Annotated in this window: 17 protein-coding genes; 8 read left to right on the top strand and 9 right to left on the bottom strand. The window is 49.4% G+C overall.

What is annotated here, in order from left to right; all coding sequences use genetic code 11:
- Window positions 1–10: 10 nt before the first annotated feature.
- From pmbA to Q7C_RS10825, 6 genes are read right to left on the bottom strand one after another with little or no spacing between them, the layout of a single operon-like run.
- Window positions 11–1,336: a metalloprotease PmbA gene (gene pmbA, locus Q7C_RS10850; RefSeq protein WP_014704820.1), complete on the bottom strand. Its 1,326-nt coding sequence runs from the start codon at window positions 1,334–1,336 to the stop codon at window positions 11–13.
- The gene (locus Q7C_RS10845) at window positions 1,333–1,743 is read right to left on the bottom strand and encodes a Mov34/MPN/PAD-1 family protein (RefSeq protein ID WP_014704819.1); all 411 of its coding nucleotides are present in this window, start codon (window positions 1,741–1,743) and stop codon (window positions 1,333–1,335) included. Before Q7C_RS10845 ends, pmbA begins: the two co-directional genes overlap by 4 nt.
- Window positions 1,740–2,501 (bottom strand): HesA/MoeB/ThiF family protein, encoded by a 762-nt coding sequence (locus Q7C_RS10840; protein ID WP_014704818.1) that lies wholly within the window; start codon window positions 2,499–2,501, stop codon window positions 1,740–1,742. The genes Q7C_RS10845 and Q7C_RS10840 overlap by 4 nt, the downstream gene beginning before the upstream one ends.
- Entirely contained in the window at window positions 2,498–3,373 is an 876-nt protein-coding gene (prmC, locus tag Q7C_RS10835; RefSeq protein ID WP_014704817.1) for a peptide chain release factor N(5)-glutamine methyltransferase, read from the bottom strand. Before prmC ends, Q7C_RS10840 begins: the two co-directional genes overlap by 4 nt.
- Window positions 3,374–3,381: 8 nt before the next feature.
- Window positions 3,382–3,696, bottom strand: coding sequence for a DUF3301 domain-containing protein (locus Q7C_RS10830; protein WP_014704816.1), 315 nt, complete (start codon window positions 3,694–3,696; stop codon window positions 3,382–3,384).
- Entirely contained in the window at window positions 3,693–4,421 is a 729-nt protein-coding gene (locus Q7C_RS10825; RefSeq protein WP_041366711.1) for a 16S rRNA (uracil(1498)-N(3))-methyltransferase, read from the bottom strand. The genes Q7C_RS10830 and Q7C_RS10825 overlap by 4 nt, the downstream gene beginning before the upstream one ends.
- A gap of 73 nt (window positions 4,422–4,494) precedes the next feature.
- Here Q7C_RS10825 and Q7C_RS10820 point away from each other — a divergent pair, with 73 nt between their 5' ends.
- The 8 genes from Q7C_RS10820 to Q7C_RS10785 all read left to right on the top strand — a co-directional run bounded on the left by Q7C_RS10820 (window position 4,495) and on the right by Q7C_RS10785 (window position 12,802).
- Window positions 4,495–5,295 carry an inositol monophosphatase family protein gene (locus tag Q7C_RS10820; RefSeq protein WP_014704814.1) on the top strand — a complete coding sequence of 267 codons (801 nt, stop codon included), beginning with the start codon at window positions 4,495–4,497 and terminating at the stop codon, window positions 5,293–5,295.
- Entirely contained in the window at window positions 5,285–6,028 is a 744-nt protein-coding gene (pgeF, locus tag Q7C_RS10815) for a peptidoglycan editing factor PgeF (RefSeq protein ID WP_041366710.1), read from the top strand. The genes Q7C_RS10820 and pgeF overlap by 11 nt, the downstream gene beginning before the upstream one ends.
- A 36-nt stretch (window positions 6,029–6,064) precedes the next feature.
- Window positions 6,065–6,874 carry a ZIP family metal transporter gene (locus Q7C_RS10810; RefSeq protein WP_014704811.1) on the top strand — a complete coding sequence of 270 codons (810 nt, stop codon included), beginning with the start codon at window positions 6,065–6,067 and terminating at the stop codon, window positions 6,872–6,874.
- A gap of 5 nt (window positions 6,875–6,879) precedes the next feature.
- Complete coding sequence (waaF, locus tag Q7C_RS10805; RefSeq protein WP_041366709.1) at window positions 6,880–7,899, top strand: lipopolysaccharide heptosyltransferase II; 1,020 nt, start codon at window positions 6,880–6,882, stop codon at window positions 7,897–7,899.
- 15 nt (window positions 7,900–7,914) lie between these two features.
- Complete coding sequence (locus Q7C_RS10800) at window positions 7,915–8,724, top strand: glycosyltransferase family 2 protein (RefSeq protein ID WP_014704809.1); 810 nt, start codon at window positions 7,915–7,917, stop codon at window positions 8,722–8,724.
- A gap of 9 nt (window positions 8,725–8,733) precedes the next feature.
- Complete coding sequence (locus Q7C_RS10795) at window positions 8,734–10,224, top strand: hypothetical protein (protein WP_151194761.1); 1,491 nt, start codon at window positions 8,734–8,736, stop codon at window positions 10,222–10,224.
- A 72-nt stretch (window positions 10,225–10,296) separates the two neighbouring features.
- The gene (locus Q7C_RS10790) at window positions 10,297–12,024 is read left to right on the top strand and encodes a carbamoyltransferase family protein (protein ID WP_014704807.1); all 1,728 of its coding nucleotides are present in this window, start codon (window positions 10,297–10,299) and stop codon (window positions 12,022–12,024) included.
- Window positions 12,025–12,034: 10 nt separating this feature from the next.
- On the top strand, window positions 12,035–12,802 hold the full coding sequence (locus Q7C_RS10785; RefSeq protein ID WP_041366708.1) for a polysaccharide pyruvyl transferase family protein: 768 nt from the start codon (window positions 12,035–12,037) through the stop codon (window positions 12,800–12,802).
- On the opposite strand, the gene Q7C_RS10780 is transcribed toward Q7C_RS10785, so the two are convergent.
- The 3 genes from Q7C_RS10780 to Q7C_RS10770 are packed head-to-tail and all read right to left on the bottom strand — an operon-like array spanning window position 12,794 to window position 16,033.
- A complete protein-coding gene (locus tag Q7C_RS10780) occupies window positions 12,794–14,131 on the bottom strand; it encodes a lipopolysaccharide kinase InaA family protein (protein ID WP_014704805.1) in 1,338 nt (445 codons plus the stop codon). The genes Q7C_RS10785 and Q7C_RS10780 overlap by 9 nt on opposite strands.
- Window positions 14,124–14,951, bottom strand: a complete 828-nt coding sequence (rfaP, locus tag Q7C_RS10775; protein WP_238532317.1) for a lipopolysaccharide core heptose(I) kinase RfaP — start codon at window positions 14,949–14,951, stop codon at window positions 14,124–14,126. Before rfaP ends, Q7C_RS10780 begins: the two co-directional genes overlap by 8 nt.
- Complete coding sequence (locus Q7C_RS10770) at window positions 14,939–16,033, bottom strand: glycosyltransferase family 4 protein (RefSeq protein ID WP_014704803.1); 1,095 nt, start codon at window positions 16,031–16,033, stop codon at window positions 14,939–14,941. Before Q7C_RS10770 ends, rfaP begins: the two co-directional genes overlap by 13 nt.
- Window positions 16,034–16,164: the final 131 nt, after the last annotated feature.

Below are 16,164 nucleotides of genomic sequence, written 5' to 3'. Positions count from 1 at the left end.
ATCAGCAACCCTAAGCAGCTACCATCATCTGTTGAATAAGAACGGAACCACTGCGCGTATTGCCACGTAAATCCACATCATTGCCAACCGCAACAATATCTTTAAACATGGATTGCAAGGAGCCCGCAATCGTAAATTCATCAATCGCATGCTGGATTGTTCCGTTTTCTACCCAGAAACCGGCAGCACCCTGAGAGTAATCACCAGTCACAATATTGGTCCCCATGCCCATGGTTTCTGTGACGATAACACCAGTGTCCATTTGTTTTAGCAAGCCCTCAAAGTCCATTGGCCCCGGCGCAACCGTCAGATTGTGCACACCGCCTGCGTTTGCCGTCGTTTGCATGCCCAATTTTCTGGCGGAATAGGTATCGAGCACATAGCCTTGCAAAATGCCATCTCGAATAATATCGCGCGCCTGCGTTGCCACCCCTTCGGCATCAAAGCTGGCACTACCCATGGCGGTCGGTAAATGTGGCTGCTCATGAATGTGCATAAATTCAGGAAAAATCTGTTTGCCCAGTTTATCGAGCAGGAAACTCGATTGACGATACAACGCACCACCGCGAATTGCTGCTATCAACTGACCAAACAAACTGCCGGCAATCTCTGCTGAAAATAACACCGGGTAATGCCCGGTAGTCACCGTTTGTGGTGATAAGCGTGCCAAGGTGCGCTGTGCCGCCCGTTTACCGATCGTAACGACATCCTGAAGATCCGCTGCGCGGCGGGCCTGATCGTACCAATAATCCCGCTGCATGCCGGTAGCATCCTTGGCAATCAACGAACAACCAATGCTGTGTTGACTGGACGCTCTGCTGCCAATAAAGCCATGGCTGTTTCCATACACACGAAGTCCTTCATGAGTAGAAACACTGGCGCCTTCAGAATTGGAAATACGGCTATCTACATCGCGACCTGCCTGCTCACATTGCATCGCCAATTCAATCGCCGCGTCAGGACTAATATCCCACGGATGATAAAGCGATAGATCCGGAAAGGTGGTCGCCATCAAACTGGCTTCAGGCAAGCCAGCATAGGCATCTTCCTGAGTAAAGCGTGCAATATTACAAGCCATTGCAACCGCTTCCTGAATGGCTTCAGGGCGTAAATCGGACGTGCTGGCTGAGGCTTTACTTTTCCCCAAAAACACCGTTACCGCTAAGCCAGTGTCATTATTATGCTCAAGTGTCTCGATTTCGGCCTGCCTAACCGAGATTGATAGGCCTCGGCCAAAGGAAACGCCGACTTCCGCTTCGCTGGCGCCCAATTTACGGGCATGTTGCAGGGCAATGTCAGCAGCTTCTATCAACGCTGCTTCGTTGTAATCACTCATATCATTAAATCCACTTCTTCCAGTTGGTTTGCTTGCCGTTGAAACCCACGCATTTCCAACACACCTTTCGTATTCAGCGAGATAACCAGATATAACGTTTCTGGCAGGCCAGCTACGTCAGCATCGGTTACCGCCGGCAAAGCCGGTGCTTTCGGATAAGATTGATAGACGGCAAACAATTGGCCACCTTGTTGTTCCGCGGCTTGAATCGCCACACGCCGCTCTGCCGCACTAATGGCGAAAAATACCCCTGCACCATCCGATTGCGCCTGAATTGGCTGGCAACGAAACGTGCTTTCTCTTTGCGTCACCAGACCCGCAATCGTTTTGTCTGATGAAATCTGCGCCTCGTGAAGTAAGGCATTTACCAATGGCCGAGAAAGCCGCACACTCTGTTTTATTGTCATAGTTTTTTTCCTGACGACTGACAAACCGGACAAGCAGGATCGGGCGACAAGCGAATTTCCCGCAGCTGCATTGTTAACGCATCCACGACCAGCATTCGTCCCGTTAAGGTCTGACCACTGGCCGTCAGTAATTTAATCGTTTCCACGGCCTGCAAACTCCCCATGACGCCCAGTAAAGGTGATAACACACCACTCTCGGCACAACGCTGTTCGGTATCGGCTTGTTCATCATTGTACAAGCATCGATAACAGCCTGCCGTTGCCTCGCGGGGGTCAAACACCGTGATATGCGCCTCCCAGCGGATTGCGGCGGCAGAGACCAAAGGCGTTTTTGTTTCTTGAGAGAGCTGATTCAGCAAAAAGCGGCTGGCAAAGCTGTCTGTACAATCCACCATGACATCAGTCTTTGCCAATTGCGCTCGCAAGCGCGCGGCATTGAGCCGCTCGGGAATTAACTGCAATTTAATTTCGGGGTTCAAATCGGACAGACGGGCTGCCGCTGAAACGGTCTTTAACTCACCGACTGAGTTTGTTTGGTGCAGAATTTGTCGCTGCAGGTTCGACAACGCGACCGTGTCATCATCAACCAAAACCAGCTCGCCGACACCACTTGCAGCCAGATATAAAGCCACCGGCGACCCAAGACCACCAAGACCAATAACCATGACACGACTGGCCAGCAAGCGTTGCTGACCCTCATATTCCAGGTGCGGCAACAAAATATGCCTGCCATAACGTAACAACTGCTGGTCATTCATGAGTCTGATTTTACCGTATCGACGCGTCTTTTGCGGCCAATCACAAGCCGATCCTGTCCACCAAAGTCCTGACAAGCCGTGATTTCAGTAAATCCGGCCTGTCTGAATAACGCCTGAACGGCCGCGGCTTGCTGCCAGCCATGTTCAATCATCAGCCAGCCTTGTGGTTTGAGGACACGGTAAGCCTGCTGAACAAGTAACCGAATGGCGTCCAAGCCATCCTGCCCTGATGCCAGCGCATGGCGAGGCTCAAAGCGTAAATCACCTTGCATTAGATGCGGATCAGCGTCAGCAATATAAGGTGGGTTACTGACACACAGGTCCAGACTTTCGCAGGCCAGCATGTTGGCTAAATCGCCTTGCACAAAATGTACATTATCACGTTGATTGCGACGTGCATTTGCCACTGCAATCTGCAAGGTCGCTGCATACAAGTCACACGCCAGCCAATAGCTGTCAGGGCGTTCACCCGCCATTGCCAGGGCAATCGCACCGGTGCCGGTACCAATATCAGCGCAAAACGCATTTTTCGGGATTTTTTCTAAGGCTTGCGCCACCAGTAACTCTGTATCAGGACGCGGAATCAATGTCGCCGGCGACACCTGTAAATTCATATCCCAAAAGCCGCGCTCCTGAGTTAAGTATGCGATCGGATGACCAAGCTGACGCTGGCCAAGCAACGCCTGAAACTGCTGCCATTGTGATTCGGTCAGCCAGGATTCGCTGTGACTGATAAGACTGGTGGGCGTACAGCCGAGTACATGACACAGTAAAGTTTCGGCATCTTGGCGAGCAATCGGTTGTGTTCCCAGTATTTCAATGGCCTTTTGTAAAGCAGACTGGCGCGTCATCACTTGCGGCGGTGTCGACATCAGTACCATTAACCTGCCATGCGGTGAGGGTCAAGACTCACAGATTTAACCCGTTTGCCTAACATCACGACCTCTCCCCGATAGCGCAAACTGCCATCACTGGTGAACTCAAAGAAATAACTCCGCTCAAGTGTCACCCGACCTTTCGGATTACGCTTGAGACGGACTTTCTTCCAAGCCACCGTATCATTGAGAAAGCTGACATGCATTGATTGGCAATATTGTTTAGCGACGCGCGTTGCATGCTCGGCAACGCCGCGGCTATCCCACCAGAACCAACCTATTACCGCCAAACAAATTAAAATGATGCTGCTGTCAGTCATGCCAAATCTCCCCACAAAGCCTGAACAACCGCTAACGCCGCTGCTGAGGCCGTTTCCGTCCGTAAGACGCGCGGCCCAAATTGAATTGGCGTAAAACCCGCCTCAACTGCCTGCGCAACTTCCCGGTCACTCAGCCCTCCCTCTGGTCCTATTAGAAGCGTCACAGCTTCAGGCTTTGCTAATGCTTGCATTGACTGCCCTGATTGCGGGTCTAAAACAAGTCGACAAGTGCCTTTTGTTGTGTGAATAGCCTCTTCTAATGGCTGCACCGACTGCAAGACCGGCAACACCGCCCGACCACTTTGTTCACAGGCGGCGACCATAACGCCTTGCCAGTGAAGGTGTCGTTTTTCGGCACGTTCTGCAGAAAGCGATACATTACAGCGTTCAGTCACCACCGGCACAATGTCACTGACGCCAAGTTCTACCGCTTTTTGAATCGCGTAATCCATCCTTTCCCCACGCGAGATGCCTTGCAACAAGGTGACCGCCAATGGTGATTCGTTTTGAACCGCTAACTGGCGCTCCAGACGAGCCCAACTGGATCGTTTATCTACCGAGGTGAGTACGGCAAGATATTCATTACCCACACCGTCAAACAAGTGAATTTCACTGCCCGCTTTGAGTCGTAATACTTGCACCGCATGCCGACAAATCGCTGCAGGTAATTCAAACTCGGCATCCCACAAATAGGGACCAGGATAGTAAAAACGCAATGTTCTCATAGCAGACTGGGGCAGTTTTAATTAAGCGCAGTTTACAGGCTGCAGGCTGACAAATCACTGCTATACTTGGTTTATGAAAATTGATTTGCTGCAATTACAACGTTTGGTCACGCTGACTGTACAGCAAGAACTCATGCCACTTTTAAACACGGTCGAACGCCGCTACAAAGCAGATGGCAGTGTCGTCACGTTGGCTGATCAAGTGATTCAGCAAAAGCTGGGGGAGGCTGTTATTCAGCTCTACCCAGGCTCACGATTGCTGGGCGAAGAAATGCCGCTGCGCGAGCAGCAGGCCATGCTTGCCGAAGAGGGTCCATTGTGGATTTTAGACCCCATTGATGGCACCAGTAACTTTGCCGCCGGCATGCCTTTTTTTTCGATTTCATTGGCATTGGTTGAAGCGGGCCAAGTGACTCATGGTATCGTTTATGACCCCTCACTAGATGAATGCTTTGCTGCAGCAAAGGGCCAAGGTGCCTTTTGTAATCAAACACCATTACGCTCGGAGCCTAGCGGACTGACCTTGAATCAATGTCTGGCGATTGTCGATTTTAAACGATTGCCCGCGCCGCTAGCGCAAAGACTGGTTCAAGAAAAGCCGTATGGCTCACAGCGCAGCTTAGGCTCCATTGCCTTGGAATTGTGTTGGCTTGCGGCTGGCAGAGCCCATATTTATCTGCATGGTAAACAGCACTTATGGGATTACGCCGCGGCTCAACTGATTCTAAAAGAAGCTGGTGGTTTTGCCTGCACCTTACAGGATGACGACGTTTTTATCCGCGACCTGCAAACACGCTCAACTTGTGCTGCATGTGACGAAACATTGTATGCCGCTTGGCGTGACTATTTGCATATTCCACGCAGTGAAAGCTAACACCTGGCTTACGCCTGACTGGCCCATTCCCACTACTGTTCGGGCATTGACGACCACGCGACAGGGCGGGATAAGTCAAGCACCATTTGATAGTCTGAATCTTGGCGATCATGTCGGTGATCTGCCGCAACACGTTCAGCATAATCGTCACTCATTACAAATTAATGCTGACCTCCCCAACACGCCTATGTGGTTACAACAAACGCATTCCTGCACTGTCATCGAGAGTCGTGACTGGCGAAGCGGCATTGAGGCGGATGCCATTATCACCAGCCAAACAAACCAGGTGTGCGCCATTCTGACGGCAGATTGTCTTCCCATCTTGTTAAGTCATCGTCATGGCAAACAGGTGGCCGCAATACATGCGGGTTGGCGGGGACTTGCTAATGGTATCGTTGAGCAAACACTCACTCAACTGAATCACCCAGCCAGCGATTTTTATGCCTGGCTCGGCCCCGCCATCGGCCCTGCTGCCTTTGAAGTCGGTGATGAAGTCCGCAACATTTTTATCGCACACAATGCGACAGCAAAAGCGGCATTCAAAGCTAACCGGCCCGGTCATCATTTGGCAGACATTTACCAGCTTGCCCGGTATCGTCTTCGTGCTGCAGGCGTTTCGCATATTTATGGCGGACAAGCCTGCACCCTAGGATCACCCGAACAGTTTTTTTCGTATCGGCGCGATGGCGTGACAGGCAGAATGGCATCTCTTATCTGGATCACCCCTGAATAAGGTATGATCTGACTATTTATAAACTGACGTGACCCTATGGATTTACTTGTCTGGATAGTCTTTTTTAGTCTGATTGGTGGCTTGCTGAGCGTTGGATTTGCCGCTGGCTTTTTACTGTTATCTCAGCAAGCGCGCAGCCATGCTGTGCCTTATCTAGTCAGTTTTGCCATTGGTGCCTTGCTTGGCGCCTCTTTTTTAGGGTTAATTCCCCATGCTATTGAGCACGAATTTGCAGTGGAAGCACATAGCTTGGGGCTCACCTTGCTGCTGGGCTTACTGAGTTTCTTTTTACTGGAAAAATTGGTGTTATGGCGGCACTGCCATAGCCATCATGGGCATGAGCATATTCCTGAACTCGGTCACGATCATCACGACGACAATGCCCATCAGCATCATGGCAAGGCCGCAGGACCACTGATTCTGATTGGTGATACGATTCATAATTTTGTCGATGGCATCTTAATCGCTGCTGCGTTTATGACCGACGTGCACCTCGGTATTGTCACCGCATTAGCTATTGCTGCGCATGAAATCCCACAAGAATTAGGCGATTTTGTCATTTTATTGCACAGTGGCTACAGTCGCAAAAAGGCATTGTATTTCAATATCTTGTCAAGCATGGGAACCGTTATCGGTGCGGTATTCGCCTACTTTTTACTGGCTGAAATGGAACAGCTTTTACCTTATGTCTTGGTGGTGGCAGCATCGAGCTTTATTTACATTGCCGTTGCCGATTTGATCCCTGGCCTGCATTCACGTGTTCGGCCCAGCGAAACCTTACAACAAACCTTGTTGATTTCTGCTGGCGTCATTTTTATTTATCTGTCGCATAGCATGATGCATTGAGGCTCATGGGCGCGCCACACTCATCTGCGATCCTGATTGTCGGCCCATCCTGGGTAGGCGATATGGTAATGGCACAATCGTTATTTAAAGCGCTAAAACGGATTCAACCGCAAGCCTCAATTGATGTCCTGGCACCCGCATGGACCCGACCACTTTTGGAGCGGATGCCAGAAGTGCGTCAGGCAATCGATATGCCTGTTGGCCATGGCATGATGGCGATTGGTCAACGTTGGCACATCGGAAAAACCCTGCGTGGCCAGTACCAACAGGCAATTGTGCTACCCAACTCCTGGAAGTCGGCCTTGATTCCATGGTTTGCGAAAGTACCCAAACGCACTGGTTGGCGCGGTGAAATGCGTTATGGCTTATTGAATGATTTGCGTCGACTGAATAAATCGGCTTTACCCTTAATGGTCGAACGATTTGTATCTCTGGCCGGCCCCGCGCGCACCGCTGACCAAAAACCTGACTGGCAGGCACCGTCCATGATTGCGGGTGATCAGCCTGACCACTTTATCCCGACCAAATCTCCAGCAAGGCGCCGGTTGGCTTTATGTCCCGGGGCCGAGTTTGGCCCGGCAAAGCAGTGGCCTGCCACGTACTATGCAAAACTGGCTGACAAGGCCATTGCCGCCGGCTGGCAGGTCATGATTTTTGGTTCCAAGGCGGATAGAACGGTTGCCGATCAAATTGTTGCCGCGACCAGTGAACAGGCTGGTCATTCAATTTTTAATTTGGCGGGAAAAACAGCCTTGGCAGAAGCTATCGATTTACTGGCGACAGCGGATCAGGTCGTTTCAAATGATTCCGGATTAATGCATGTTGCAGCGGCATTAGGTAAACCTTTGACTGCTATTTACGGGCCGACCTCCCCGGCATTTACACCACCATTATCAACGCTGGCAAAAATTAAACAGATAGAGGTGGATTGTGGTCCTTGCTTTCAGCGGGTTTGCCCACAAGGTCATCATAAATGCATGCAGCAACTGACGCCTGATAAAGTAGCGCCAGAATTTTTCGTTTAATAGTGATTTATCTGTATGTCGCAAAAACTGGTCACCATTTTAGTCCCGAATTACAAAACCCTGCTGATTACGCAAATTTGTCTTCGCCTGATTCGACACCATACCGATCCGGCGCTGGCCGATGTCATTGTCATCGATAACGATTCTAACGACGAGTCAACAGAGTATTTACGCAGCCTGCCATGGATAACCCTGATAGAACGACCAGCTGTGCCCGGCGAAACTGGGGTTCAAGCCCATTCACGTGCATTGGATTTGGCTTTAAAGCAGGTCACCACCCCATACGTCTTATCCATCCATACGGATACCTTTATCAAGCGTCGCGACTGGCTGGAATTTTTACTGGCGCAGTTTGATTCGCCTAATGTCGCAGGTGTTGGTTCATGGAAGCTGGAATCAAAGTCCCGCCTCAGGCAACTGGGCATTCGTTTTGAACAAAGCTGGAAGTATGCCCTGCATAAATGGTTTGGCTATGAAGGTTATCGACCAGAACGGCTGGATTCCAGCCTACATTATCTTCGCAGCCATTGCGCCATCTATAAAACCGATATTATTCAACAATTAGCAACGGGGTTTGCTGATGGTGATGCCACTGCCGGTAAAGTCATGCATCAGAAGATGCGCGATCATGGCTATGAGATGAAATTCCTGCCCTCGTCTGAGCTGGGCCAATATATTGATCATTTGAACCACGCTACCTCGATTTTAAATCCTGAGTTGCGACGCAATCCAAAACATAATCGTCGTAACCACCGTAGAATTAAAAACAAATTACGCGGCATTGATGCCGTGTCACTTCTGGCCAACCCGGATCTGGACAAATAAGTGCCCGCCATGCCTCGTATTCAATTTGAGCAACTCTCACTCAGCCAATTACGCTGGTTCGTTGCGCTATGTAGTGCCTTATTGTCTGTAGAAGCTTTTTTGACAGATGACATCATCAACAAAGATGGCATTCTTTACGTACAGATGGCTGAGGCACTGTTACAAGGCGGGTTTCAAGCCATGGCCGATCTGTACGATTGGCCCTTCTATGCCATTTTGACCGCAGTTCTCAGCGCTATTTCAGGGCTATCAGCACAATTCAGTGCCAGCATCATCAATATTGTTTTATTTGTTTTATTTACTGATAGTTTACTGCGCATAAGTGCCAAGCTGATTATTCCCAGCCGTCAGCTGGCCATTGCAGCGATACTGATTTTGCTGTTTTTAAGCCTGAATAATTACCGTGATTTTATTGTGCGCGATGTAGGCTATTGGGCTTTTGTCAGTCTGGCTCTTTTGCACTTTCTCAATTTTCTGCGAACAGGGGCTTTGCACCATGGACTGTATTGGCAAGCCTATACGTTCATTGCCTTTTTATTTCGAATCGAGGCGCTATTTCTGTTATTGGCAATGCCACTTTTGGCTTGTTTTCAATCACGCCAAGTCAGCTGGCCGAAACAGATATTTTCACTCTATGGTTTGACGCTAATAACGCTGTTTGGGGCGATGATACTGCTTGTCTTGAGTGATGGCTGGAGTGAGGTATTTGGCCGACTTTCCTTAATTGCTGACTACACCGATAGTAGTCGGTTTATGTTTTTGTTTGAACAAAACCGTCAGTTCATTGCCGATAAAATTCTGCATCCGGTCAGTGAGGATGCTGCCAGCTTGTTTTTGGCTAGCGCTCTGTTTGGCATCATTGTTGGTGAGATCTTACTCGGCTTATCAGTGAGCTATCTTATTCTGTGGGTAATGGCGAGTCGTTATCCGAGTCCGCCGCTACCCCAAACAGAGCGAATTGCGCTTGTTTACTTCCTGTTTTTAAATGGCTTAATTTTATATGTGTTGTTATTGAATACGTATTTGATGACAACGCGTTACGGTGTGATGGCATTTACCAGTCTGTTTTTGATGATATTGCCAAAGATCAGCGGTTTTATTGATGAGTGCTACCAAAATAAGCGCCGTGTGCCTTTATTCATCATCGGCATGCTGTTGCTTTACAGCCTTGGCGATGCAGTTTATCAAAGTCATTCCAAGTCTTATCTCCCCGCAACGGCGAAATGGGCAGCAACAACATTACCTGACAATAGTCGGGTCGCAACACTGGATGTGTTTAGTGCCTATTATCTGGAGCAGTATGCCGGCGATCGACTTCGTATCACACAACACAGCTTGCAAACCCTCAACAAGCAAACGGACTATCTGTTAATTGTCAGCAAAAATCGTCATGGCCCTGGCCCTGCAATGATTCCAACCGACTTATCGTTAACAGTCTTGCACCATCAGGAAAGTGACCGGGGTGACAGCGCGACGCTGTATCAGGTTCAGAATCAATAATCGGCCAGCGTTTAACCGCTGCAAAGGCGGTCTTGCTATACTCACCGCATTATTTTGGAATATTGACTCACTATGATTGTTTTAGGACTTTCCGGCGCCGTCGGGCATGATGCCTCCGCTGCAATTTATATCGATGGCAAATTGATCGCTGCCGCTGAAGAAGAGCGTTTTCTGCGTGACAAACATGCCAAAGGCAAAATGGCCTACGAAGCAACCCGATTTTGCTTGCAGCAAGCTGGAATCCGTCCAGATGAAATTGATATGGTCGCTTTCCCGTTTGCTGAAATTCCGTTGACGACACCCGCTCGCTGGCATTACGCAAAACGCCACTGGTATGCCCCTGACCGTGCATTATTGGCACTGTTCAACGGAAATCGCCGCTATTGGCGGAATCATAAACACGTCATGCAATTATTGGATGACCTTGGCATTGGCGCCAACCGAGTCAAGTTTGTGCCGGTGGAACACCATCTTGCTCATGCCAGCAGTGCCTATCATCTAAGTGGTTTTAAAGAAAAAACCGCCATTATTGGCATTGATGGTAAAGGCGAATATGCCACCACTTTTTTTGGTTATGGTGAAAACGGCCAGATTCACAAAATCAAAGAATTTTATGACCCGGACTCGTTGGGCGGACTATATGGTGCATTAACAGAGTATCTGGGCTTTGAAATGCTCGATGGCGAGTTTAAGGTTATGGGCATGGCCCCCTATGGCGACCCAGACCGTTTTGATTTTTCCCGCCTGATTGACTGCCAAGATGGCCAATTCCGCATCAATACCAAACTGGTCAATACTGTGGGGCTTCGGCGCTTCAAGAAAAATGGCAAAGGCTATTTTTTCAGCCCGGCCCTGATTGAGTGGCTAGGGCCAATGCGCGAAGGCGATGAAAAAGACGAACCGTATATTGATTACGCCGCCAGCATTCAGGCATTGCTGGAAAAATGTGCCTTGCATCTGATTGATTATTATCTGGGCGATATTATCAAAGAAACCGGCAAAATCGCTTATGCTGGCGGTGTCGCACTGAACGTCAAATTAAATCAGCGCATCATTGCCATGCCCGGTGTCAAAGAGCTCTTCGTGCAACCAGCTGCTGGCGATGCTGGTACCGCTATTGGCGCGGCCAGCTACGCCGCCACTCAAGCCGGGATGATCATCGAACCCATGCAACATGCCTATCTTGGCCCTGCTTACACGACGCAGCAGTGTATTGATGCCTGTGAAGCCTACACGCAACCCGTGACATGGCAAAAACTGGATAATGTGACCGCTGAGACGGCGCAGCTGCTTGATGCAGGTAATCCCGTTGCCTGGTTTCAGGGACGCATGGAGTTTGGCCCGCGCGCGCTGGGTAATCGGAGTATTCTGGGGTCACCCAGTCACCCGGGCGTTGCCGATCGCATCAATGCCCAAATCAAGTACCGAGAAAGATGGCGCCCATTCTGTCCCAGTATGCTGGATACCGTGGCAGAAGAGATTTTACAGACTGCCCATCCTAGCCCGTATATGACTTTTACCTTTGATGTCGCAGAAAGCTGGAAGTCACGCATCCCGGAAGTGGTGCATGAGGATGGCACGGCTCGGGCACAGATTGTGACGGCGCAAACCAATCCGCGTTATTACGATCTGATAAGTGAATTGGCAAAACGAAACGGCAATGCGGTGGTGCTCAATACTTCGCTCAACCGGCGCGGTGAACCGATGGTGTGTAGTCCAATCGATGCCTTGAATATGTTTTTTGGTTCCGATCTGCAGTATCTGGTTATGGAAGATATTCTCGTTACTAAAACAGTGTGAATGTCGCATCGTGCGGGCCCCCCTTAAACTTCACTGGTCAGCTTCGAAGCCCAATTTTGGGGATGCGCTCTCGCCACGCATTTGTGAAATTATCTCGGGTCGCAAAATCGTTTATGCCCCCGTTAAACAATGCGACTTGATCGCTATCGGCAGTTTATTGCATCGTTTGCCTGAACATTGGTTTAGCCGTCGGCTATCGGTTTGGGGCAGCGGGTTTATTGAAGCGAAAAAGCCGCATCAATCTCGCCACCATTATCATGCTATCCGAGGTGCGCTTAGCCGAGACATCATTAGCGCCGGCCCAGACACACCACTCGGTGATCCCGGACTCCTTGCTCATCTGCTATTGTCGGGTTCAAAACCAACAAAAAAGTTTACTGTTGGTTTGGTTGCGCATTACAAAGACAAATCCCATCCATTATTAGCGCAGCTTTGTGATCGCTATGCTGATGTCACCTTGATTGATATTTTTCTGCCACCCGCCATGTTTCTGCAACGACTGCAAACCTGTGAGGTTATTTTTTCATCGGCCATGCATGGGTTAATTGCTGCCGATGCACTTGGCATTGCTAATGCACGTATTCAGCTTTCGAATGACTTGCGAGGTGGTGATTTCAAGTTTGCCGATTATTACACTAATTTTGGTATTTCAGCGGCGCCTATAGCCCTGACAGTTGACGAAATCCATCATCAAGCCGAACACATTGTGAACAGCTATCACCGTCCCGGTTTAACTGAAATTCAGTCTCAACTTATCGCCGCTTTTCCATCATTCTGACCAGTTACGTTGATAACGTTGCCAGTCACGATGATGGCCACGCGCAAATTGCCGGTTGTTTTCACATTGAGACATGGCATCGAGATCGATCAGCTGAAGTTGCTGTTGGTCATCAATTAGAATATTACTGGCCTTCAAATCACCATGCACCAGACGGTAACGTAATAACAGTTGGAACAGTGCCTGAATCTGTTTGGCAATCTCGCCACCAGGCTCTTTATCAGGAAACCGCGCCGATAACTCTTGGCCTGGCAGCCACGCCGTAATCAGGTAAGCACGACAGCGTAATGGCCCGATTCGTCTTTCAACAAAGCCCAGTGCCGTCGGTGTCGGCAAGCCAATCAAAGTCAGCAGTCGACCATAACGCCAGGCATTGGCAGCGCGACTTGGCCGCCAGCACCGTTTAAGAAAATGCCATGCTGACTTCAGGTTGTAACGTTTAATCACTACCACCTGACCATCCAGGTCCACTTTCGCCACCGTTGCCGAGTTACCTTGTTTGAGTAACTCTCCATTTGCAATTAGCGTATCCAGCTGCGTGATAAAGTCATCATGCCGTTTTTCCCAAAACTCGCGCTGGAATGCATACTCATAGGTCAGGGTATGCCGATAGGCGGTCATCGTGCAGGTCCGAAAGCATTTTTTTAGATACGTCTGATGACGCTGTTGCTCAATTTGTTTCCGTTTTGCCGGTAATTGCTCAGCAAAAGCAAATAACTGATCAGACTGTAAGCTGTTCTGATAGACCGAAATAGACTGGCATAGCCTGTCTTGTCCCTCCGCGGTAAACTGCGCTAACAAAAGGGCGACCTGTTCCAGTCGCATTGCCAGAGACAAGGGCTGCTTCTGTGCCAACACCGCGGTATAGTCGACCATCACAAACTGATCCTCGACAAACAGCAAATTGTCACAATGCAGGTCCTGATGTATCAGACCAGCATCGTGTAATTTAGCGAGTTCAGACCAGATTTTTCGACACTTTTCTGGCACGGTTAAATCCTGCTCGGTCAGCGGTGTCGCCCGTTCCAGCCAGGCATAGGCAATCGCATAACAACCCGCCAAATCAGCTTCCATTAAAAGCCGCGCGGGCGCATTTAACCCCGCTTCTTGCATTAGTTGATGCCCTTTTTGTTCGGCCAACCACTGCCTTTTCCCTTGTCGATTACGGCGAAAACACTTCAACAAGAGGGGCGTGTCATGCCACCTTGCTTTCGTGACTAATCTTTTCTCAGGCAGGTAACGTAATGTTTGCTGCAAGGTAATTGACTGCTCTTGCCATGTCAGGGTAACCGGCAAGTCTGGTAAGTCTCCAAGCGCTAATTTAGTCATGCTGTCGCTGCCATTTGGCCATTAAGGCATCACGCCGTTTCTGCACTTTATGCCAAAAACGGCGATCATGGGTCAGGCAAAATCGTAATGACAAGCCACTGTAAGCTCGAATAAAACGCAGCTTATCCCGCTTGGTCAGTGATACCGCATGCGCCGAAAAATACAGTGACGCCAAATCTTTGATTAACCAGCGCGCGGGTACGCGCTTACGTTGCTGGGCACGATGCAGATCAATCAAAAACAGTTGCGTTTGCTCAGAAATCGTATTCGTCTGTGCAAACGTTTCGGTCAGCAAAACATGGCAGAGATAATAGTCACGATGATTCAGGCCGGCATGATGCATGCGCCTGGTCATATCTGCCAATTTGTCTATTAGTAAGCGCTTACTTTTTAGGCTGGGCGCATTATGCTGCCATTGTTCACCGAGATACTCCAGACTCATGGTATGGGTCAATTCATCAGTGACGACAAACGAGCGACGCTGGGCTGGATTGAGGCCCGTTTCCCCATACCCTGCCAGGGTCATGGTATCCACCCCAACGCGATGCAGAGTTTGGATGGCCTGCCACTCATTCCGCGCGCTGATAATTGGTAACCGTGCCTGCAACAGATTTTTCCATATCTCTCGCCAGCCGACACCTTGATGATATTTCACAAAATAACGTTTGCCTTCAGCAATAAACCGAAGTGTGCGCCGGCCTTCTTTATCCCTGTAAATATCACCCTCAACCATTTTAAAGAAGTCAAATGGCGAGCGGCCCGCCAAGACAGCCTTTAACTCTTCACGAAGATAGACTTCTGGTTTCATCAACGTAACCATGCCTCAATCTGATCGGCACAGAAATCGGCACGGGGCCGACGACTAATGCCATTGCCGCCTTGACCACGTGATAGAGGTAAAGGCATGCGGCTGATTTGTCTAATCTCTTGCGCCAGGGCAGCAACCCTGTTTTTGACAGGTAATATTCGCGACGCAGGATCCGCCTCAGCCAGAAAACGGTAACCACACACAGATGAAATTCTGACCGGTAACCGGGCAGCCAACGCCTCGGCAATCACCATGCCCGCCGCTTCCTTCCGGGCAGGGTGCACTAATACATCCGCCGCGAAGTAGAAATGATGCGTCGTTGTTTGTCCGCCCCAAAAGGTGTAGTGCAAACCCGTTAACGCGGCTAACGCCTTGTCATATTTCGCTTGTTTTCCGTTGCCAACGATCCATAAGGCCAATTTTTCGCGCTCTTCTGAACTCAGTTGCTGTAAAGCTCGGATGACGCGATCCAGACCTTTTGTATGAAAATCTGCCGCGACGAATAACAATACCTGACGTCCCGATTCCGGTTGATGTTCCTGACGCCAACGCCTGCCAGCATCGTAACGCACTGGGTCATAATGAAATTCTGGTTCGACAGTCACCGGTAACATTTGCTGATTTTGCGCCGCCACGGAAAAATAGCGTTGATATTGTAGGCGTTGATCTTGGGTTAGAAAAAAGACTTTTAAGGCTTTATTAGCAAACATCTGCTGTTCTATTTGTGCATAAACCCGATAGCGCGGTAAGCATTTTTTGATACCGTGATACCGTGTCGCAACAAAGCTCGGGTCTGCAGCAAAGTAGATATCCAGTCCGGCCATTTTGGTAAAGCCGATAATGGCATCAAAGGTATGATTTTCCTGAAAAGCTAAAACCGTATCCGATAACGCTCGTAATCGCGCATGATTGGTTCGAAATTGTGCTTTACTAACAATGACTTTTTGCCAGCCACAGGGAAAGTCACCCTGCCAAGCTGCAGTGATAACCGTTATCTGATGTCCGCGATGAGCCATCGCTTTGGCAACGGCAATAAAATCACGCTGCGCCCCACCGAACGGAAAATATTCCGTGATGGCAAAAGCAAGTTGCATACATTGTTCCTAACTGACTGCACTCAAAACTGACAAGGTACGAGCGCTCCACTAGAATAGAGTCACAATGCGAACGGCACACTGCGAAATATTGTCGTTCAGTTTAACATTGATTTGAAATAATCGAGGTA

Origin of the sequence: Methylophaga frappieri, assembly GCF_000260965.1 — a bacterium.
Lineage (GTDB): Bacteria > Pseudomonadota > Gammaproteobacteria > Nitrosococcales > Methylophagaceae > Methylophaga > Methylophaga frappieri.
The sequence above is the reverse complement of the archived record's forward strand: the minus strand, read 5'-3'. Positions and strand labels throughout refer to the sequence as shown.